The organism is Micromonospora sp. A202 (genome assembly GCF_006715105.1).
Lineage (GTDB): Bacteria > Actinomycetota > Actinomycetes > Mycobacteriales > Micromonosporaceae > Micromonospora > Micromonospora zamorensis.
On record NZ_VFMP01000001.1, the window covers coordinates 5681607 to 5702004 of the forward strand.

Sequence of the window (20398 nt, forward strand, 5' to 3'; positions counted from 1 at the left end):
TCGACGTGGGCCGCGACCGCGGGTCCGTCATCGCCCGGCATTCCCGTGGTCCGATTTTTGCAGGACACGCCCCCGCCGGAACCTCCGACACCGGTCGCGCCGTCCATACTGACCGTGGGGGGCGAATTTCATACAGTTACCGTCGCGCCAGCGGCGGTCGACGGGAAAGAGGACACTGTGCCTCCTGCCGCACCCAGCCCGATCCTGCGTCGTCGCCGATTGGGCGTCGAGCTGCGCCGCCTGCGTGAGGCCGCGGGCCTCACCGGCGACCAGGTGATCGAGCGTATCGGTTGGGCCTCCGCGTCCAAACTGTCCCGCCTGGAGAACGGCCGCAGCCGACCGGACCCGCAGGACGTCGGCGACCTGTTGGATCTCTACGGCGTCGACCAGGCGGTGCACGACGAGTTGCTCGGCATCACCGGCGAGGCCGGCGACATGCGCGGCTGGCTGAAGAACTTCCCGGTGATGACGCAGCAGCAGCGCAGTTGGGCCGAGCTGGAGGCGGGCTGCGCCGAGATCTCCGAGTACAACCCGGTGCTGGTGCCCGGCCTGTTGCAGACCCCGGGCTACGCCCAGGTCCGGATCGTCTCCGCCCGGCAGGTGGGCGCGGGCGCTGGCGAGCCCGAGCCCGACGACGAGCCGGAGACCGAGGTGCAGGCGCGGATGGCCCGTCAGTCGTTGCTGACCCGTGAGCCGCACGCGCCCCGCTACACCGCCGTGCTGGAGGAGGCCGCTCTCGGCCGCCGCGCCGGGCCGCCCGAGGTGCTGCACGAACAACTGCTCCAGCTCTGTGAGCTGGCCCTGCTGCCGAACGTGACGCTGCACGTGCTGCCTCGCGACACCCAGATCGGCAATTGGTACCTCCCGCCGACCGCGTTCTCGGTCTACCGGTTCGCCGATCCCCTCGATCCGGAGACATTGGCCATCGAAGGTGGCTTCACCGACGTCATGTCGACCGAGGCAATCACGCTAAATCGCTATAAAGTGGTGTTCGAGTGGCTATGCACGTCGGCACTAAACGCCGAGGACACCCTCTCCTGGCTGATCGAGTCAACGGGACGGCTGACCGAGGCGGCGCCCCCATCCACAGTGGCGTTCGGGCCGGCAACGGCGCCGACCCAGCGCCGCCGGGCCTCGGGGCGGCTGACCGATCGGTGATCCACGGGGGACCGACCCTCCGTCGGGGCGTGCGGCACCACTCGTCCCATCGGATCGCTTCACATCAGGAGCAGAACCATGAACGACATCCGTAACACGCCGTCCGTCTCCGCTCACTCGCTGGCGGATGCCCCGTGGCGTACCAGCACACGCAGCCAGACCTCCAACTGCGTGGAGGTCGCCCCACTCAACGCCGGCCCGTCGGCGGTCGCCCTGCGCGACAGCAAGGACCGAGGCGGCCCGGTGCTGCTGTTCAACCGCGCTGGGTGGCTCGGTTTCATCACCGGAGCCAAGAAGGGCCAGTTCGATCTGAACTGATCCGGTGACAGGTACGGGGCCGTCGGCGCACTGCCGGCGGCCCCGTCGCTGTACGCGCCCCTCCACCCCACTGAGCTGCATCGGCCGATCGGACGACGCTCCGAACTGATAGGCGCGTTTCAGTTGCTGGGACGAACACGGGGCGTAACATGGCCCTCGGATACGTGGAACTTCCACACTGGCTTATCCACCGCGGCTCATCCGGAGACCCTCATGCGGTTCCTGATCGTTCGCACCGAAATCCGCGCCGTCGCCGACGGGGACATCGCCGCTGCCTGGGCAGACGGCCACCGACTCCGCGACGAGACGACCACCCCCGAGCCACGACGGCAGACCGTGCACGCCGAGGACCGGGACGCCGCACTGCTGCTGGCCCGCGCTCTGGCCACTGTCGGCGCGGTCCGCGCCGGCAAGCAACGGGTCAAGGTCGTACCGCTGATCGAGCCCCGCGCGGCCTTCCGACACAGACCGGGCCGCAACGGCACCTGACTCGACAAGACGTCCGTCGTGGTCGGATCGGCTCCCCCGCCGCGTTTATCGCACCCACCGACCACGACGGCCCGTGTTCCCGGCCCGTGACCGCCGCGGCAACGGCGGCCACGGGTCGGGACCGTGCTTCACCTGTCGGCGTCCACCCAGCCGTCCAGCCACCGGTGGATGAGGAACAGCGCGATCGACGACGGCGGCGGCAGGATCAGCTGGGCACCGTCACCCACGTCCACCGTCCGCCCGGCCAGCGCCGCCCCGATCTCCAAGCGCGAGAACCACCGGGCGTACGCGATCTCGGAGGGATCGACCCGCACCGGATCGTCCGGGTTCGCGGTGGCCAGGAAACCCAGCATCAGCGAGCCGGGGAACGGCCACGCCTGGCTGCCCACGTACCCGATGCGCTCGACCCCGATGCCCACCTCCTCGCGGACCTCGCGCAGCACGGCGGCCTCCGCCGACTCGCCGGGCTCGACGTAGCCGGCCAGGCAGGAATAGCGCCGGCCGCCCGGGGTGCCCGGCCAACCGGCGTTGTTGCCGAGCAGGCAGCGACCGTCCGGGCCGTCCACACCGTCGTGCACCAGCACGATCATTGCCGGGTCGGTACGCGGCCAGATCCGCCCACCGTTGCGGTCCACCCGGGACCAGCCCGCCTCGTCCATCGCGGTCGGCGCCCCGGTGCTCGTCGAGTAACCGTGCCGGGTGTGCCAGTTGAGCAGCGCCAACGCCGTGGTGAAGATGCCGGCCTCCCGGTCGGCCAGCAGGTGGCCCACCTCGCGCAGGTTGACCGCGCGGGTCCCCGGCAACGCCGGCAGCGGCGCGTCGACCGCGAAGACCGGCACCCCGTCCGGTTCGACACCGAGGAACATCGCCGTCGACTCGGACCCGGCCGGCACGTCGGCCGCACCGAACAGCACCAACACCGGTGGCGACGTGTCGGTGCGGGCCAACGTGCGACCCTCGTCGGTCGAGTCGAGCAGTAGCACCCGGCCACGCAGCCACGCCTCGGTCAGCCACTGCGAGTCGCCCCGCCGGTGGGCAGCCCGATCCAGCGTGGACCGCGCCAACGGCGGCGCCGCCTCCCCACTCACGCCAGCGCTCCGCTTCGCTCCACGCCGCCGTGAGACGGCCCACTGCTGAGCCCCATGGCTCGCTCGCTGCGCTCGCTCACAGCTTGGACTCGGTCTGGACCGGAGTCAGCGCGGCGAGGCCCGGGGTGACCCGCTCGGCGTCACCGAGCACCACGATGGCCGCCCGTGCCGGTGCCAGGTACCGGGCGCCGGCACGCGCGACATCGTCGATGCTCGCCTTCGCCAACCTCGCCGCATACTCGGCGAGGAAGTCGAGACGCAGCCCGTTGCCCGCGTACGCGCTGGTCAACGCCGCCAACCCGGCCTGGGTGGACATGCCGAGCTGGAGAGTGCCCAGGGCGTACTGACGGGCCTGCTCCAACTCCTCGGGCTTCGGTGGCAGCGACGCCAACCGGCCCAACTCGTACGTCGTCTCCAGCAGCGCCGGCCCGGTGACCTCGGTGGCCACCTCGGCGGAGGCCACCAGGACCGACCCGGCCACCGAGTGCTCGATCCCCGAGTGCGGGCCGTACGTGTAGCCCTTGTCCTCCCGGATGTTCTCCACCCAACGGGAGGAGAAGTAACCGCCGAAGATCAGGTTGGCCAGTTGCAGCGGGGCGTGGTCGGGGTCGGTGCGGGACACGGCCGGAAGCGCGATCCGCAGCGAGGACTGCACCGAGCCCGGCCGGTCGACCAGCAGCAGTGGGCCCGGCTCCAGCGGCGGCGTCGCCGGCAGCTCGGCCACACGCCCGGCGCCGGCCCAACCGCCGAGCGCCCGCTCGGCGGCGTCCAGTGCCTTCTCCGGCTGCACGTCACCGACCAGCACCAACTGCGCGCCGGCCGGGTGGACCCGCTCCGCGTGCAGGGTGCGCAACGCCGCCGGTCGGACGGCGCGGATCTGGCCCGGCTCCGGGGTCTGCGTCGCGTACGGGTGCCGGCCGTAGATCCGCTTCAGCAGCGCCTCCCGGGCCAGGTGCGCCGGCTGACTCTGCGCCACCTGGATCCGGTCGACCAGTCGGTCCCGTTCGGTGGCCACCTCGTCACTCGGGTAGCTGGCGCTGGTCAGTACCTCGGCCAGCAGCTCCAGCATCCGGTCCAGGCCGGTGACCAGCCCGGCGCCCGAGAGCATCAGCCGGTCCGGGTCGACGCCTGCGGAGAGCCCGCCACCCACCTTCTGCAACTCGGCGGCGAGCTGCACGCTCGTCATCGACTCGGTGCCGGAGAGCATCGTCTGCGAGAGCATCGCGCCGCGAGCCAGGTGCACCCGACCGAACGGAACCCAGAGCCGCAACTCGACCAGCGGCACGGCGGGCCGGCGTACGGCGATCACGGTGAGACCGTTGCGCAGCGTACGTTCGGCCTGCTTGGGCACCTTGAGCTTGCGGGTCGGCCCCAGCGGCGGCAGCGTACGCGGCCCGACGGGAGCGGTGGTCGTAGTCACTGTGCCACCTTCGTTCGCGACTGCGGGGCTCGCAAAACCGGCTCACTCCTCGCGCTCACCGGGCGCCTCCGGCAATGACCTCGATGGCGGCCCGGCGCTCCGGCCGCAGAGTGGCCGCGGCGGCCCGGACCTGGTCCTCGGTGACGTCGCCGACCAGCCGGGGCAACTCGTTGAGCAGGCCCGGTTCGCCGCGTTGCTGCTCCAGCACGGCCATCCGCAGCGCCCGGCCGAGAACCGCGTCGGTGTCCCGCAGCAGATGGGTCGCCATCCGGGCCTGGGTGCGGGCCAGCTCACCGTCGGTCAGCCCGTCGGTGGCCAGCCGGTCCAACTCCTCGTCCATGGTGCGCAGCACCTTGTCCACGTCGCCCCCGGGTGGGAGATGCGCCTGCAACAGCAGCGCTGTGGGGTCGCGGACGTCGAACGGGTCACCCATGAAACCGAGGTATCCGCCGAGGCTGGTCACCGTGCGGTCGCGCTGCACCAGCCGCTCGACCAGCCGCGACGCGTCGCCGTCGGTGAGCACCTCGGCCAGCACCACGTACGGCAGGTAGCCGGCGAAGTCGGTGACCGGGTCGGGCACGCGCCAGGCGCTGGCCACCGCCGGCAGCGGCGCCAGGGCATCGGTGTACGAGGTGCGCCGCTCGGCGGTCAGCTCGGGCTCGGTGAAGTCGGGCCGTTTCGGCGCCGGTCGGGCTGGCACGTCACCGAAGTGCCGGGTGACCAGCTCGGTCGCCTCGGCCACGTCGATGTCGCCGCTGACGGCGAGGACCGCGTTGCCGCTGGCGTAGTAGCGGCGGAAGAAGTCCGCCGCGTCGGCGACGGTCGCCGACTCCAGGTCGTCGAAGGAGCCGTAGCCGTCGTGCGCGTTCGGGAAGGTGTCGAACATGACCGGCGGCAGGGTCAGCCAGGGGAAGCCGCCGTACGGCCGGTTGAGGACGTTGACCCGGATCTCCTCCTTGACCACGTCGACCTGGTTGCGCAGGTTCTCCTCGGTCAGTCGGGGGCCACGCATCCGGTCCGCCTCCAGGAACAGCGCGCGTTCCAGCGCGTTGCTCGGCAGCGTCTCGAAGTAGTCGGTGTAGTCCAGGTGGGTGGAGCCGTTGAAGGTGCCACCAGCGCCCTGCACGTGCCGGAAGTGGGCCAGCTTCTCCAGGTTTTCCGAACCCTGGAACATGAGGTGCTCGAAGAGATGGGCGAAGCCCGTGCGCCCCTCCGGCTCCGAGCGGATGCCGACGTCGTAGACCACCGCCACCCCGATCACCGGGGCACTGCGATCAGGGGTGAGCACCACCCGCAGGCCGTTGTCGAGGGTGAACCGCTCGACCGGATACTTCGTCGCTGGAATTCTGGATCTCCGCGCCGCCACGGGATCGACCCTAGCGCGTCGACACCCCCGCCACCCGCGACCTCCCGGAGCCGCCGCCACCGCGAGGGTGAGACGGCGGGTGTGTCGGGCGCTGGGGTGACATCCGGGACCGGTGGGAAGCGGGCGACCGGCCGTGCGGGGACAATGGGGAGATGAAACGAGAGACACGCCTGATGCGGTTGACCGGGGCGCGCGCGAGCGGCGCGGCGGCGACGGGCGCGGCGGCGACCGGCGCGCGGGCTACCGGCGCGGCGGCGACCGGCGCGCGGGCTGTGGGAGCGGCGTCGTTCGGCGCCCTCGCCGTGGGGGCGGTGGCCGTCGGGGCCGTGGCCGTCGGGGCGCTGGTCATCGGGCGGCTGGCGATCCGCCGGGCGGTCGTGCGGGAGCTGCGCGTCGGCCGGTTGGAGATCGACGAGCTGGTGGTGCACAGCCGACCCACCGCCGAGGGATAACCCGCGCCGGCGCGACCACGTCGAGCGAGGCTTACCGCGCCCCCACGCGCCGTTCATCGCCCGCCGCGTGATGCCGCTCGGGTGTCGGGCGGACACGGGGCAGCACCTCGGCGCCGACCCGCTCGGCCTCCTCCCGGTGCGGCCAGCCGGAGAGGACGAACTCGTCGACGCCGAGTGCCGCGTACTCGTCGATGCGGGCCGCCACCTCGGCGTAGCTGCCGACCAGCGCGGTGCCTGCGCCCTCGCGGACCAGGCCGACGCCGGCCCAGAGGTTCGGCGCGACGGTGAGCCCGTCGGTGCGACCGGCGTTGAGCGCGGCCATCCGGGCCTGACCCACCGAGTCCATCCGGCGGAACCTGGCCTGTGCGGCGGCGATCCGCTCGGGACTCATCCCGGCCAGCAGCCGGTCGGCCTCCGCCCACGCCTCGGCGCCGGTGGGTCGGGCGATGACGTGCAGCCGCAGACCGGTGCGCAGGGTGCGGCCCTGCTCGGCGGCGAGCGCCCGGACCTGGGCGACCCGGGCGGCGATCGACGTCGGCGGTTCGCCCCACATCAGGTACACGTCGGCCTGTCGGGCGGCCACCGTCTCGGCGGCCGGGGACGCGCCGCCGAAGTAGACCGGCGGTGGCTCGGCGAGCGGGGTGGCCAGGCCGCCCTGGTCGACCCGGTAGTGCCTCCCGGCGTAGTCGAAGGGCCGGCCGGCCCAGGCGCGGCGGAGCACCTCGATGAACTCGCCGGTGCGCGCGTAGCGGTCGTCGTGCCCGAGGAAGTCGCCGTACGCCCGCTGCTCGGCCGGGTCGCCGGCGGTGACGATGTTGAGCGACAGCCGGCCACCGGAGACGGCCTGGAACGCCTCGGCCTGTTGGGCGATGAGGGTGGGCAGCGCGAAGCCGGCCCGAACGGCGACCAGCATGCCGAGCCGCTCGGTGTGCTGGGCGACCGCCGCGCAGACGATCCACGGGTCGGGGCAGCCGGCGCCCACGGGCGTGAGCACGGCGGTGAAGCCGTGCGTCTCGGCGGCCCGGCCGACCTCGGCCAGGTAGGCCACGGTGGCGGCCCGGTCGTGCCGGGCGGCGCCCGCGGTGACGGTGGCGGCACCGACCTGGTCGCCGTCGCCGGAGGTGGGCAGGAACCAGTGGAAGCTCATCGCGAATTCGCCTCTCTGCCGATCACCGTGTCCGGTTTAACCTAGCAAGCTGGTAGGAAATGCCGACATAACTGAGACGCGTCATCCCGCCATGTGGATGGGTCTTGACGCTGACCGCGGCCTGGCCCAGTCTTCCTACCAACTAAGTAGGAATACTGCGGATTGGATGGACGATGAGACGGCTTCCCATGCGCCGGTTGGTCACCCTGGCCACTCTCGCCGCCCTCGGTGCGGCGACCCTGGGCAGCACCGCCGCGTGCGGCGACGACAGCGAGGGCACGGGCGGCAGCTCCGGCCCGGTGACGCTGCGCCTCGGCTACTTCCCCAACATCACGCACGCGCCGGCCGTCGTCGGCGTGGAGAAGGGCATCTTCGCCGAGAAGCTCGGCGCCGACGTCAAGCTGGACCCGAAGACCTTCAACGCCGGCCCGGCCGCCATCGAGGCCGTCTTCTCCGGGGCGCTGGACGCCACCTACATCGGTCCGAACCCGACAGTGAACGCCTTCTCCAAGTCCAAGGGTGAGGCCGTCCGGGTCATCTCCGGCGCGGCCTCCGGCGGCGTGGCGCTGGTGGTCAAGCCCGGCATCGCCGGCGCGCAGGACCTGAAGGGCAAGAAGATCGCAACCCCGCAGCTGGGCAACACCCAGGACGTGGCGATCCGCTACTGGCTCAAGCAGCAGGGTCTGACCACCACCAAGGAGGGTGGCGGCGACGTCAAGATCGTCCCGCAGGAGAACGCCCAGACGGTTGAGACGTTCAACAGCGGCGCGATCGACGGTGCCTGGGTGCCTGAGCCGTTCGTCTCCCGCCTGGTCAACGCCGGCGGCAAGGTGCTCGTCGACGAGCGCGACCTGTGGCCGGACAAGAAGTTCGTCATCACCAACCTGCTGGTCAGCACGAAGTTCCTCAAGGCACACCCGGACGTGGTGCAGAAGCTGGTCGACGGTCAGGTGGCCGCGAACGAGTTCGTCAACACCAAGCCCGAGGAAGCTCAGCAGGCCATCTCCGAGGCGATCGGCAAGATCACCGGAAAGCCGCTGGACCTGAAGCTCATCAAGCAGGCGTGGCCGACGTTGGAATTCACCAACGACCCGATCGCGACCTCGCTCAAGGCCGGCCTCGACCACGCCGTCGAGGTCAAGCTGACCGAACCGGTCGACCTCAAGGGCCTGTACGACCTGAAGTACCTCAACAACGCACTCAAGGCGGCCGGCAAGCCCGAGGTCGTCCAGCCATGACGTCGACCACGACGACGCCGGAGAGCGCGACCACAGCGGTCGCGCTCTCCGGCGTGACAAAGGTGTACGGGCGCGGGGCGAACGCCGTCCTGGCCCTGGACGGTGTGTCGCTGGACGTAGCTCCCGGCGAGTTCGTCTGCCTGGTCGGCGCGTCCGGTTGCGGCAAGAGCACCCTGCTCAACCTGGTCGCCGGGCTGGACCAGCCCAGCGGCGGGCAGATCACCCTGGCTGGCGAGGCCAACCCGGGCCTGATGTTCCAGGAGCCGGCGCTGTTTCCGTGGCTGACCGTCGACGGCAACGTCGAGGTGCCACTGAAGCTGCGCCGGCTGCCGCGGACCGAGCGGCGCAAGCGGGTGGCCGAACTGCTACGGACGGTGCACCTGGCCGACTTCGGCCGCAAGCGCCCGCACGAGCTCTCCGGGGGGATGCGGCAGCGGGTCGCGCTGGCCCGCACCCTGGCCCTGGACACTCCGGTGCTGCTGATGGACGAGCCGTTCGGTGCGCTGGACGCGATGACCCGGGACATCCTGCACGACGAGTTGGAACGCATCTGGTCCGAGCGCAAGCTCTCGGTGCTCTTCGTGACGCACAACGTCCGCGAGGCGGCCCGGCTGGCCGACCGGATCATCCTGCTCTCCAGCCGACCCGGTCGGATCATCTACTCCACCGAGGTGAACATCCCGCGCCCTCGTCGGATCGACTCCCCCGAGGTCGCCGCCATCGCCGCCGACGTCACCGAGCGGCTCCGTACGGAGGTGGGCCGCCATGGCCAGTGACACCCTCACCAGTTCGGCGCGTACCGACGCGGAGATCTCCGGCCTCGACGCGCTGGAGATCGCCGGCCGGGACAAGGAGGTCTCCCGGGGCGCCCGGATCTGGGCGGCCACCTGGCCCAAGCTCGCCGCGCTGGCCATCGCCATCGGAATCTGGCAGGCAGTGGTCTGGACCGGCTGGAAGGAGCCGTGGGCCCTGCCCGGCCCGGGGCCGGTCTTCGCCGACCTCGCCGACTACTTCATGAGTCAGGCGCTCTGGGACGGGCTGGCCACCACGGCACGACGTGCGGTTTTCGGCTTTGCCGCCGCAGTAGTCGTCGGACTACTGCTCGGCCTCGGCGTCTCTCGGTCGAAGGTGCTCCGCGCAGCCATCGGGTCCATGATCACGGCGCTGCAGACGATGCCGTCGATTGCCTGGTTCCCCCTGGCAATCCTGCTGTTCAACCTCAGCGAACAGGCGATCTTCTTCGTGGTGGTGCTCGGTGCCGCGCCGTCCATCGCCAATGGTGTCATCCATGGCGTGGACTACGTCCCGCCGCTGCTGAAGCGCGCCGGCCGCAACCTGGGTGCCCGAGGTCTCAACCTGTACCGATACGTCATCGCGCCCGCCGCGCTGCCCGCGATCGTCGCCGGCCTCAAGCAGGGCTGGGCCTTTGCGTGGCGCAGTCTGATGGCCGGTGAACTGCTCGTGGTCATCGCCGCGCGGACGTCGATCGGCGCTCAGCTCACCTACGCCAGGGATTTCTCGGATGCGGAACGGCTGATGGCCGTCATGATCGTTATCCTGGTCGTCGGCATAGTGGTGGACGCCGCGTTCGGCGCGGCGGACAAGGCCATCCGGCGTCGCTGGGGCGTACTCGACCAGGCGGGCAACTGACCGGTGTACGTCTCCGCGCGCAGCGACTACGCGCTCCGGGCGATGCTCGCCGTCGCCGCCGCCGGTGGTGGCGGTGACGGCGACCGGGTCGGTGAGTTGGTGAAGGCGGCCAGCCTGGCCGAGGTGCAGGACATCCCGCTCAGCTTCCTGCAGGGCATCCTGCTCGACCTGCGCCGGGCCGGTCTGCTGCACAGCCATCGCGGCGCCGACGGCGGGTACGCGCTGACCCGCCCACCCGACGAGATCACCGTCGGCGACGTGCTGCGTGCGGTCGGCGGCTCGCTCACGACGGTCCGCGGTCTGCCGGCCGATCGGGCCGGCTATCACGGAGTGGCCGCCGGCCTCACCGACGTCTGGCTGGCGGTGCACGGGGCGATCGCCACGGTGGTCGACAGCACCACCCTGGCCGACCTGCTCACCCGCAACTCGACCGACCACGCCCCCACCACCTCGTGAAACGACGGAGGTGATGTGGTCGGGTCTGTGCCCCGCCGACCCGACCACATCTCGTACCGATCCTGACCGGGCCTGCCCCTCCGCCGGCACCGGTCGGCCGGTCGCTGCTCAACCCACGTGGGCGACCGCCGGGCCGGAGCCCTGGTCGCCAGGGCCGTGCAGCTCCACCAGACCGGCGGGAGCGTTACCCGCCGGGGTGGCGTGCCAGGGTGCGAAGGCCGCAACCATGGCGAGCAACAGCCCGGCGAGCGCGACCGCGACCACCAGGATCAGTTCGCGTAGTGCACCCGAGCCGGCTTCGCCCGCCATGGTCACCCCTCCCGTGCCGGGCCCCCCGCCCGGCTTTCCCCCGGTGGTCAGCCTTGACCACGGTCAGCCATGACGCAGTCGGCCAGCCGACCGAGCAGAGGCTGATTACCGACTCAGAAGTCTGGCCGGCCAGGGCCGAAGACAGACCGACCCGCCTCGCCGAAGCGGGGCGGGTCGGTCGGTTGGTCGAGGCGCGGAAGATCAGACGGTACGGGGGCGGCGCGGACGGCGGGACCGACCCGACGCCCGGTGCGTGGGGCGGGCGCCGCCATCGGTGGCAGTGCCACCGGCACCGCGTCCCCCACGAGCGGCGGGCGCCGGAGGCGCGACGATGGTCACCGGCACCCCGGACGGCTCACGCGCACCGGTGACCCGGGCCAACGCCTCGCCATCGGAGCGCACCTGGACCGACTCGGGCCGGATGCCGGCGGTGGCCATCAGTCGGGACATGTCCCGACGCTGCTCGGGCAGGACCAGGGTGACCACAGAGCCGGACTCGCCGGCCCGGGCGGTACGGCCGCCCCGGTGCAGGTAGTCCTTCGCCTCGGTCGGCGGGTCCACGTTGACGACCATGTCCAGGCCGTCCACGTGAATGCCCCGAGCCGCGACGTCGGTGGCGACCAGAGCGGTCACCTGGCCGTTGCGGAACTGCTCCAGGATCCGGGTGCGCTGCGGCTGGGACTTTCCGCCGTGCAGTGCGGCCGCGCGTACGCCCTTGGACAGCAGCTGACGGGCAAGGCGGTCGGCGCGGTGCTTGGTGCCCATGAACAGGATGGTGCGGCCCTCACGGGCGGCGATCCGGGTCAACGCGTCGGGCTTGTCCAGGGCGTCGACGTGCAGCACGTGGTGGGTCATCGCCGTCACGGTGGCGGTGCCCGGGTCGACCGAGTGGGTGACCGGGTTGCTCAGGAAGCGGCGGACCAGCCGGTCCACACCGCCGTCCAGAGTGGCGGAGAAGAGCATCCGCTGGCCCTGCGGCGCGACCTGCTCCAGCAGCTTGGTGACCTGCGGCAGGAAGCCCATGTCGGCCATCTGGTCGGCCTCGTCCAGCACGGTGATCTCGACCTGGTCGAGCCGGGCGTCGCCGCGGTTGATCAGGTCGTGCAGCCGGCCGGGGGTGGCGACAACCACCTCGGCGCCAGCGCGCAGAGCGTCGGCCTGCCGCTGCAACGACAGCCCGCCGACGACGGTGGTGCAGCGCAGCCCGACAGCGCGGGCGTACGGGGCGAGCGCGGTGGTGACCTGCTGGGCCAGCTCACGGGTCGGCACCAGCACCAGGGCGAGCGGGCGACCCGGCCGGGCCTTACGGCCGGCGGTGCGGGACAGCAGCGCAAGCCCGAAGGCGAGGGTCTTGCCGGAGCCGGTACGACCCCGGCCCAGCACGTCGCGGCCGGCGAGCGAGTCGGGCAGCGTCGCCGACTGGATCGGGAACGGCTCGTTGATGCCCTGCGCGGTCAACGCGGTGAGCAGCGCCGGTGCCAGCCCGGTATGAGCGAAAGAAGGAATAACTGTGGTCATGCGGGAGCCTTCCTCGACGCGGCACGTGTCGAGGGAGGGCGCCGAAGTCGGCGCTGTCACCGGCGGCAAAAAGGCAGCCAGGACTCACAAGCACGAACCGATTGGAGTACGGGCCGGCCCGCCACCGGGCCGTCACCTGCGGAGGCAGGCGACGGCGAGGCGGGCCGGTCCCGTCACCGTCACACCCGGAGGGCGCGACAGGTACTGCTGGCCGATCCGAAGATCAGAGCGGGCGGATGTTCTCCGCCTGCGGGCCCTTCTGGCCCTGGGTCACCTCGAACTCGACCCGCTGGTTCTCGTCCAGGCTCCGGTAGCCGGAGGACTGGATCGCCGAGAAGTGGGCGAAGACGTCAGCGCCGCCGCCGTCGGGGGTGATGAAGCCGAAGCCCTTGTCAGCGTTGAACCACTTCACGGTGCCAATAGCCATGTGTTTCGTCTCCTTGACGGAACGTCGGACTCGCACTTGTTGCGTGCCCGAAGAGGAGCGCTCCGCGCGGGGATGCGCGAATCGCCTGTCGCTTCTGGTCGCCCCGCCCGGAGAACTCCGGACACAACAAAGAGCGCCTGGGGCCACAATCCCGCCAGGCGCACACAGAGTCTCTGGTAACCAAAACTGCAACCCGGTCAACGTATCATGGTTTTCCCGCCAGCGGTCAAGCTTGGGCGGAATCTTCGGGCAACTGGGCGATCATGGCCGTGAGCCCCGTCACATCCAGCAGATCGGCGGGCCGAACCGTCACGCCGTGCCGGACGTAGTGGAAGGCCGCGCCCACCCGGTCGACCGGCACACCAGCCAGCTCCGCCCAGGCCAACCGGTACACCGCCAACTGCACGGCGGCCACGTCCGCCGCCGGCCCGGTCGGCTGCGCGCCGGTCTTCCAGTCGACCACGTCGAACCGCCCACCCGGCCGGGCGAAGACCGCGTCCATCCGCCCCCGCACCACCACTCCGGCGATCACTGTGGCGAACGGCACCTCCACCTCCACCGGTGACCGGTCGGCCCACTCGCTGGCCAGGAACCGCTCCTGCAACTCGACCAGCGCCTCGTCGGGCGCGGCATCCGCGTCGGCCGCACCGGGCAACTCGTCCAGGTCCAGCAGGCGGTCGGCGCCGAAGCGCTGCTCCAACCAGGCATGGAACGCGGTGCCCCGACGGGCGTACGGGTTGGGCTCGGTCGGCACCGGACGGCGCAGCGTACGGGCCAGCCCGGCCGGGTCACGCCGCAACGCCACCAGCTGGGTGACGCTCAACTGCCCGGGCAGGGCCACCTCGACCGCACCGGAGAGCCTGGTCAGCTCGGCCCGTTCGGCCAGCAGCAGATCCGCCTCGCGCTGCCAGCGCGCCACCTCCGGGTCCACCTCCGGCTCGACGGTCACCAGCGGCCCGTCCAGCACCGAGCCGACCGGCCCGGCGACCACCGAGGCCGGCCCGTCGGTCATCAGGCGGCGCACCAACCCGGCCGCCTCGGCCAGTGCCGGTCGGCGACCGCCCAACGGGTCGGCCGGCCACTCCGCGCGGAGCACCACCTCGGCCGTCGGGTTCGTCGCATCCGGGGTCGGCTCGGGCGCCCACACGTCGATCAGGTGCCCCGGTCCGCCGTCGAGGCAGGCGTCGTACACCTCACGCAGGAAGACCGACGGACCTCGTGGCCGCTTCGTGCCCTCCCCCCACCAGTAGCCGGAGCAGAGCAGCAGCCGGCGCGGCCGGGTGACCGCCACGTACGTCAGCCGGCGTTCCTCCCGCTCGTCGTGGGCCCGCCAGGCGTCGGTGAAGTCGGTCACCGCCCGGGCGACCGCCCGCTGGTCGGCCGCCTCGTCGAGCGCCAGCTCGGGCAACCCGTCGGCGTCGCCGCGCAGCGGGAACGGCAGCACCCCGAGCCCACCCAACCAGTGGTCGGAGTTGCGGACCGGACCCGGCCACAGCCCACGGCTCAGCCCGGCCACGGCCACCACGTCCCACTCCAGGCCCTTGGCGGCGTGCGCGGTGACCACCTGCACCGCGCCCTCCACCACCTCGACCTCGCCCGGCGCCAGACCGCGCTCCTCGTCCTCGGCCGCGGCCAGGTAGGACAGGAAGCCGGAGAGCGTCGCCCCCGGGGTCTCCCCGCTGAAGCGGGCCGCCACGTCCCCCAGGGCGTCCAGGTGACCCCGGGCCAGGCCCGCGTCGCCGGCGCCGTCCCGGCCGGCCCGGACCGCGACCTCCACGTCCAGGCCGATGGTCCGCTCGATGTCCGCGATCAGGTCCGGCAGTGCCTGGTCCAGCCGGTAGCGCAGCAGCGCCAACTCCAGCCCGTACGCGCGTAGCCGCGCGAAGCCCTCCGCCGAGTACGCCTGCGCCGGGCCGAGATCGGCCAGCGCCTCCACCAGGGTCGCCTCGTCCAGCAGGTCGGGGCTGATCTCCGAGGTGTCGTCGGCGGCAACCTGTCGTCGGGCGTTGGCGATGGCCCGGGCCCGCTTGTGCAACGCCACCAGGTCACGCGGCCCGATCCGCCAACGGGCGCCGGTGAGCAACCGCAGCAACGCGGCACCGTCGGTCGGGTCGGCCAGCACCCGCAGCGTGCAGACCACGTCGCGTACCTCGGGGGTGTCCAGCAGGCCACCCAGCCCGACAACCTCGACCGGGAGACCGCGCTCCCGCAGTGCCGACTCGATCGCCGGGATCTGGCTGCGGACGCGCACCAGCACTGCCGTCGTCGGGCGTTGCGCCACCGGGATGTGCTCGGGGGCCGCGCCCGGCAGCCGGGCCGCCCCACGCCAGGCCGCGAGCACGCTGTCGGCGATCCAGTCGGCCTCGTCGGCGTACGTGGGCAGCATCGCGCAGTGCACAGTGCCGCCGGCCGCGCCGCCGGGGCTGCGGTGTGGGATCGGGTCCCGGACGGTCAGCGCGGAGCGCAGCTCCGGCACCTGGGCACCCGCCGCACGCAGTGGTGTGGACAGCGCGTTCGCCACCCGGAGGATCTCGGGGCGGTTGCGCCAGCTCGTGGTGAGCCCGAGCGCCTGGGCGGGCTGACCGTCGGCGCGGGCGAACTCGGTGGGGAACCGGTCCAGTGTGCCCGCGCTGGCCCCCCGCCAGCCGTAGATGGACTGGCACGGGTCCCCCACCGCCGTCACCGGGTGCCCGCCACCGAACAACGCGTTGAGCAGCACCACCTGGGCGTGGCTGGTGTCCTGGTACTCGTCGAGCAGCACCACCCGGAAACGGTCCCGCTCGATCTGACCGACCCCCGGGTGGTCCCGGGCCACCCGGGCCGCCCGGGCGAGCTGGTCGGCGAAGTCCATCGCCTCGAAGTCCTCCTTGCGCCGGGCGTACGCCCGCACCAGCGGCAGCAGGCGCAGCCGGGTCTGCTGGAGGGTGAGCGCCTTGCGCACGTCGGCGTACACCCGGCCCGGCCGGGACTGCACCTCGGCGAAGAACCGGCCGGTCCAGGCCGCCAGCTGGTCCGGCGCGACCAGGTGCTCGTCCAGCTCACCGGCGAGCGCCAGCACCGCGTCGGTGATGGTGCTCGGCATCCGGTCCACCTCGGACATGTCACCGTCGTAGTTGCGCACCAGCAGGTCGACCAACTGCCAGCGGGAGGCCTCGGTGAGCAGCCGGGTGGACGGCTCGTAACCGGCCCGCAGCCCGTGCTCGGTGACGATCCGCCCCGCGTAGGAGTGGTACGTGGAGACGGTGGGTTCACCGGCGAGCGGGTCGTCCAGCGGGTCCCGACCCTGTCGGCCGACGCGGCGGATCAGCTGGTCGAGCCGGGTCCGTACCCGGTGGGCCAGCTCGCCGGCCGCCTTCCGGGTGAAGGTCAGCCCGAGGATCTGCTCGGGGCGCACGTACGAGTTGGCCACCAACCAGACCACCCGCGCGGCCATCGTCTCGGTCTTGCCGGACCCGGCGCCCGCGACCACCAGCAACGGCTCCACCGGGGCGGCGATGATCGCGGCCTGCTCCCGGGTGGGCGCCGGCAACCGCAGCAGCTTGGCCAGCTCGACCGGTGTGTAGCGGGGGCCGGAGTCCGCCAGCCGGGGCGTCGGCGCGGGGCCCGCGCCGAACAGGGTGGGCTGGGTCATGGGGTCTCCGGACGTCGCACGGTTGGCGGCTCGACCACCTGGCGCCCCTGCCCGGAGACCGGGCAGCTGGTCCGCACCGGGCAGACCCGGCACTTCGAGTTGGCCACCGCGGCGAACGTCGCGGCTGCCATCGTATCGGCGGTCCGCCGGACCAGCGCGGTCGCCCAGCCGGCCGCCGGCCCCTCACCGGGCGCCGGCTGATTCTGCTCCCGGGCGTCCTTGGCGGAGGTGCCGAGCTGCACCAGCGCAGCACCTCCCGACTCGTCTCCGAACTCGGCGAACGCCCCCGCCTCCACCGCCGCCTGGTAGGCGCCGAGCTGCGGATGCTCGGCAAGCTCGGCGCCGGTGACAGCTGTCGACTTGCCGGTCTTCAGGTCGATCACCACGAGCCGCCCGGCCTCGTCGACCTCCAGCCGGTCCACCCGACCGGTCAGGTCGACCGGCCGGTTCGGGTCGTCCAGGCGGACGGCGAACTCGTGCTCGATCGCGAGCAGCCGACGCGGGTTGGTGGCCAGCCAGCGCAGCAGCTTGTCGACCATCGCCTCGGCGCGTTCACGCTCCGGCCCGGCCATCCACCGGGCCGCCAGCTCGATCGCGTCGAACCGCGCGGCCACGTAGTCGAGCAGCGCGCCCCGGTCGGCGCTGGCGTCCTCGGCGAGCATCGCGGCGGCGTGGACCAGGTTGCCCACGCCCTGCGCCGTGCTGGTCGGGCCGCTGCCACCGTGCCGTTCCAGCAGCCACCGCAGGCTGCACCGCAGGGCGCTCTCCATCGCCGACGGGGTGACCCGCACCGGCTTGCCCTCGTCGACCAGCGGCCGGTCGTCGGAGAGGCCGCGCAACCCCCACCAGTCGTCGGGGTGCGCGCCGGGGACACCGGCGGCGGCGAGCCGCGCCAGCTCGGCCGCCGCGGCGCGCCGCCGGGCCGCGGGGGCAGCCGGGTCGGTGATGGCGGTACGCAGCTCGGCGACCAGCGCCGGCAGGGTGAGCGCCCGGGGTGGACGGGTGACCGGCAGTGCGCCAGGGCGGTCCGGCTCGCCGTCCCCGTCCTCTCCCGTCGCGCCAGTGGGGTCGGCGGGCGGCGGGCCGGTGCGCGGCCCGGGTGGCGCGGTGGGCGGGGTGGGTGGACCGGGTGGCGGGGTGGGTGGTGCGGTCGGGCCCAGCTCGTGCAGGAACCGGCTCGGCTGTTCCTCGTGGTCGTCACCGCCGACTGCGGCCGATGCCACGGCACTGACCAGCAGTCGGTGCCGGGCCCGGCTGATGGCCACATGGAAGAGCCGGCGTTCCTCGTCCAGCAACGCCGAGGTCTGACCCACCACGTTCGCCACGGCTGCGCCGCCGGCCGATCGACCCGCCAACACGTCGACGAGGCGCTCGGAGCCGAGCAGGCTGCCGCGCAGTCGCAGGTCCGGCCAGATGCCCTCCTGCACGCCGGCCACCGCGACCAGGTCCCATTCCAGGCCCTTCGCGGCGTGCGCGGTGAGCAGGCGCACCGCCGCGCCCCGGTCGGCGGTCGGGGCGATGGTGTCGGCCGGCAGGTCCTGAGCGAGCACGTGGTCGAGGAAGACCTCGGTGCGGGCACCGGGCAGTCGGTCGGTGAACCGTGCCGCCGCGTCGAAGAGCACCAGCACGGCGTCCAGGTCACGGTCGGCCGCCTCGGCCCGCCGCCGCCGGGCCAGGTCTCCCTCGCCGGCCGCCGGCCGCCCCTGGATGATCGCGCCCGCCCAACGCTCGGCGAGACCACTGGCGTCCCAGACCGCCCAGAGCACGTCCTCGGCGGTCGCCCCTGGTTGGGCGGCGGCATCCCGTGCGGTGGCCAGCAGCCCGGCCACCGCCTGCGCCGGCTCCGCCCAGCGCCGGTCGATGTCGGCCAGCTCCGTCGGGTCGCGCAACGCCTCGACGATCAGCTCCCCGGAGGGGCGTCGGTCACCGCCGGCCAGCGCGAGCGCACGCAGGCCCTGCCGCAGCCGCCGCTCGGCCAGCGGGTCGGCTCCGCCCAGCGGCGAGTGCAGCAGCGCGACCGCCGCCTCCTCGTCCAGGCGGTCTGGTTCGAGCGCGCAGCGCAGCAGGAGCAGCAGCGGCGCGACCGCCGGTTGCAGGTGCAGGGGCAGGTCCTCGCCGTGCACCACAGTGGGTACGCCGGCAGCGTGCAGTGCCCGCCGCAGGGTGGGCAACTGCAACGCGGTGGACCGCACCAGCACCGCCATCCGCGACCACGGCACGCCGTCGAGCAGGTGGGCCGAGCGCAGCGCGTGGGCCAGCCAGGCCGCCTCGCTGGTCGCCGAGCGGAACGTGTGCACCTCGACCACCCCGGGCGGCGCGTCCGGCAGCGGGTGCAGCCGCCGGTGCGCCGCCGGGCCGCGCAGCCGGCGACCCAGCCGGGCGATCGCCGCGAGCAGACCCGGCCCGGCCCGGTACGACGTGGTCAGCAGCACCTGTGCGGCCGGCGCCCCGGAGGCGGTCCGGAAGCGGTGCGGGAAGGTGGCCACCCCGGCCGGGTCGGCGCCCCGGAAGGCGTACGTGGAGGAATCCGGGTCGGCGAACGCGACAAGTGACTTGCCTCCGCCCGCGATGACCGAGAGCAGCTCCACCTGGGCGGGGTCGGTGTCCGCCAGCTCGTCGAGGTAGACGTGGGTGAGGCGGCGACGCTCGGCGGCCAGCAGCTCCTCGTCGTCGCGCAGCAGCCCGGTGGCCGCCCGGACCAGCTCGGCCGGGTCGTACGCGATGGAGCCCCGGTTGCTGACGTCCCGCAGCGCGAGCACTGCCACGTACTCCCGGAGGAAGCGGGCGGCGGCCGGCCAGTCCTCGCGGCCGAGCTTCTCGCCCAGCCGGGCCAGGTCGACAGGGCCCACGCCCCGCTCGGCGGCGCGCATGAGCAGGTCGCGCAGCTGACCGGCGAACGCCCGGGTGCGCAGGGCGGGACGCAGGTCGGTCGGCCAACCGACCGGGTCGTCCTCGGGCTCCTCACCCACCACGTTCAGCAGCTCGCGGATGATCAGATCCTGCTCGGGGCCGGTGAGCAGCCGGGGTGAGGGCTCACCCCGTTCTGCGGCGGCTCGGCGGAGCAACCCGAAGGCGTACGCCGGGAAGGTGCGCACCAGCGGCTCGCGCAGCACCCGGTGGCCGTCCTGGGCGATCCGGGCCTCGATGCGCTGGCGTAGCGCGGTCGCGCCTCGGCGGCCGAAGGTCAGCACCAGGATGTGTTCGGGGTCGACCCCCTCGGCCACCCGGGCGGCGACCGCCTCGACGAGCGTGCTGGTCTTGCCGGTGCCCGGACCGCCGAGCACGAGCATCGGCCCGTCGGTGTGCCCGACCACCTCGGCCTGCACCGGATCGACCCGCCAACCGCCGCCGCCGGCCAGCTCGCGCCCGGCCGCCAGCTCAGACCCGGCCACACCTGCCGACCCGGCGACCGACTCAGGCCGCGCCCCGCGCTCAGGCCCACCCGTGCGCTCTGGCCCACCCGACTCGCCGACACCGCCCCTGGGCGCGCTGCCGGCGGGCACGGAAGCGCCGGAAGGCGCTGCCCCGTCCCCCCGCGCCGGCCCCCCGGACCGCCGCACCAACCGGTACGCCTGCATCAGCTCATCCCATCAGACCCGTACGACACCCACCCCAACCCACCCAACCCCCACCCTCCCACCCAACCCCACCCCATCCACCTCCGTCGATCATGACGTTAGCGGCGCGACACGCCGACGGCGGTGACGCCAACGTCATGATCAACCGGTTGA

General features: G+C 72.8%; 17 protein-coding genes. 8 read left to right on the forward strand and 9 right to left on the reverse strand.

What is annotated here, in order from left to right; genetic code table 11:
* Positions 1-177 precede the first annotated feature (177 nt).
* The 3 genes from FBZ33_RS26220 to FBZ33_RS26230 all read left to right on the forward strand — a co-directional run bounded on the left by FBZ33_RS26220 (position 178) and on the right by FBZ33_RS26230 (position 1965).
* Positions 178-1158 (forward strand): helix-turn-helix transcriptional regulator, encoded by a 981-nt coding sequence (locus tag FBZ33_RS26220; protein WP_141911034.1) that lies wholly within the window; start codon positions 178-180, stop codon positions 1156-1158.
* Positions 1159-1236: 78 nt separating this feature from the next.
* Positions 1237-1476, forward strand: coding sequence for a DUF397 domain-containing protein (locus FBZ33_RS26225; protein ID WP_088950053.1), 240 nt, complete (start codon positions 1237-1239; stop codon positions 1474-1476).
* A gap of 213 nt (positions 1477-1689) precedes the next feature.
* Positions 1690-1965 (forward strand): hypothetical protein, encoded by a 276-nt coding sequence (locus FBZ33_RS26230; RefSeq protein ID WP_141911035.1) that lies wholly within the window; start codon positions 1690-1692, stop codon positions 1963-1965.
* Between the two features lie 128 nt (positions 1966-2093).
* Here the strand turns inward: FBZ33_RS26230 and nudC are convergent, their stop codons facing one another.
* The 3 genes from nudC to FBZ33_RS26245 all read right to left on the reverse strand — a co-directional run bounded on the left by nudC (position 2094) and on the right by FBZ33_RS26245 (position 5839).
* Entirely contained in the window at positions 2094-3053 is a 960-nt protein-coding gene (gene nudC / locus FBZ33_RS26235; protein ID WP_141911036.1) for an NAD(+) diphosphatase, read from the reverse strand.
* A 76-nt stretch (positions 3054-3129) separates the two neighbouring features.
* Positions 3130-4473: a pitrilysin family protein gene (locus FBZ33_RS26240; RefSeq protein WP_141911037.1), complete on the reverse strand. Its 1344-nt coding sequence runs from the start codon at positions 4471-4473 to the stop codon at positions 3130-3132.
* Positions 4474-4528: 55 nt separating this feature from the next.
* On the reverse strand, positions 4529-5839 hold the full coding sequence (locus FBZ33_RS26245; protein ID WP_141911038.1) for a pitrilysin family protein: 1311 nt from the start codon (positions 5837-5839) through the stop codon (positions 4529-4531).
* Between the two features lie 152 nt (positions 5840-5991).
* On the opposite strand from FBZ33_RS26245, the gene FBZ33_RS26250 reads away from it, so the two are divergent.
* On the forward strand, positions 5992-6291 hold the full coding sequence (locus FBZ33_RS26250) for a hypothetical protein (RefSeq protein ID WP_185755418.1): 300 nt from the start codon (positions 5992-5994) through the stop codon (positions 6289-6291).
* A gap of 31 nt (positions 6292-6322) precedes the next feature.
* Here FBZ33_RS26250 and FBZ33_RS26255 read toward each other — a convergent pair whose 3' ends face one another.
* Positions 6323-7438, reverse strand: a complete 1116-nt coding sequence (locus FBZ33_RS26255) for an LLM class flavin-dependent oxidoreductase (RefSeq protein WP_141911039.1) — start codon at positions 7436-7438, stop codon at positions 6323-6325.
* A gap of 173 nt (positions 7439-7611) precedes the next feature.
* Between FBZ33_RS26255 and FBZ33_RS26260 the strand changes: the two genes are divergently transcribed.
* From FBZ33_RS26260 to FBZ33_RS26275, 4 genes are read left to right on the forward strand one after another with little or no spacing between them, the layout of a single operon-like run.
* Positions 7612-8676, forward strand: coding sequence for an ABC transporter substrate-binding protein (locus FBZ33_RS26260; RefSeq protein ID WP_141911040.1), 1065 nt, complete (start codon positions 7612-7614; stop codon positions 8674-8676).
* The gene (locus tag FBZ33_RS26265) at positions 8673-9452 is read left to right on the forward strand and encodes an ABC transporter ATP-binding protein (protein ID WP_141911041.1); all 780 of its coding nucleotides are present in this window, start codon (positions 8673-8675) and stop codon (positions 9450-9452) included. Before FBZ33_RS26260 ends, FBZ33_RS26265 begins: the two co-directional genes overlap by 4 nt.
* The gene (locus FBZ33_RS26270; protein WP_141911042.1) at positions 9442-10326 is read left to right on the forward strand and encodes an ABC transporter permease; all 885 of its coding nucleotides are present in this window, start codon (positions 9442-9444) and stop codon (positions 10324-10326) included. The genes FBZ33_RS26265 and FBZ33_RS26270 overlap by 11 nt, the downstream gene beginning before the upstream one ends.
* A 3-nt stretch (positions 10327-10329) precedes the next feature.
* Positions 10330-10782 carry an Rrf2 family transcriptional regulator gene (locus tag FBZ33_RS26275; RefSeq protein ID WP_141911043.1) on the forward strand — a complete coding sequence of 151 codons (453 nt, stop codon included), beginning with the start codon at positions 10330-10332 and terminating at the stop codon, positions 10780-10782.
* Positions 10783-10890: 108 nt separating this feature from the next.
* On the opposite strand, the gene FBZ33_RS26280 is transcribed toward FBZ33_RS26275, so the two are convergent.
* The 5 genes from FBZ33_RS26280 to FBZ33_RS26300 all read right to left on the reverse strand — a co-directional run bounded on the left by FBZ33_RS26280 (position 10891) and on the right by FBZ33_RS26300 (position 20245).
* Positions 10891-11091, reverse strand: a complete 201-nt coding sequence (locus FBZ33_RS26280) for a hypothetical protein (RefSeq protein WP_088950064.1) — start codon at positions 11089-11091, stop codon at positions 10891-10893.
* 201 nt (positions 11092-11292) lie between these two features.
* Positions 11293-12609 carry a DEAD/DEAH box helicase gene (locus FBZ33_RS26285; RefSeq protein ID WP_141911044.1) on the reverse strand — a complete coding sequence of 439 codons (1317 nt, stop codon included), beginning with the start codon at positions 12607-12609 and terminating at the stop codon, positions 11293-11295.
* Positions 12610-12832: 223 nt separating this feature from the next.
* On the reverse strand, positions 12833-13036 hold the full coding sequence (locus FBZ33_RS26290; protein WP_007464836.1) for a cold-shock protein: 204 nt from the start codon (positions 13034-13036) through the stop codon (positions 12833-12835).
* A 226-nt stretch (positions 13037-13262) separates the two neighbouring features.
* Positions 13263-16667 carry an ATP-dependent helicase gene (locus tag FBZ33_RS26295; RefSeq protein ID WP_141911045.1) on the reverse strand — a complete coding sequence of 1135 codons (3405 nt, stop codon included), beginning with the start codon at positions 16665-16667 and terminating at the stop codon, positions 13263-13265.
* Positions 16664-20245, reverse strand: coding sequence for an ATP-dependent DNA helicase (locus FBZ33_RS26300; RefSeq protein WP_141911046.1), 3582 nt, complete (start codon positions 20243-20245; stop codon positions 16664-16666). Before FBZ33_RS26300 ends, FBZ33_RS26295 begins: the two co-directional genes overlap by 4 nt.
* Positions 20246-20398: the final 153 nt, after the last annotated feature.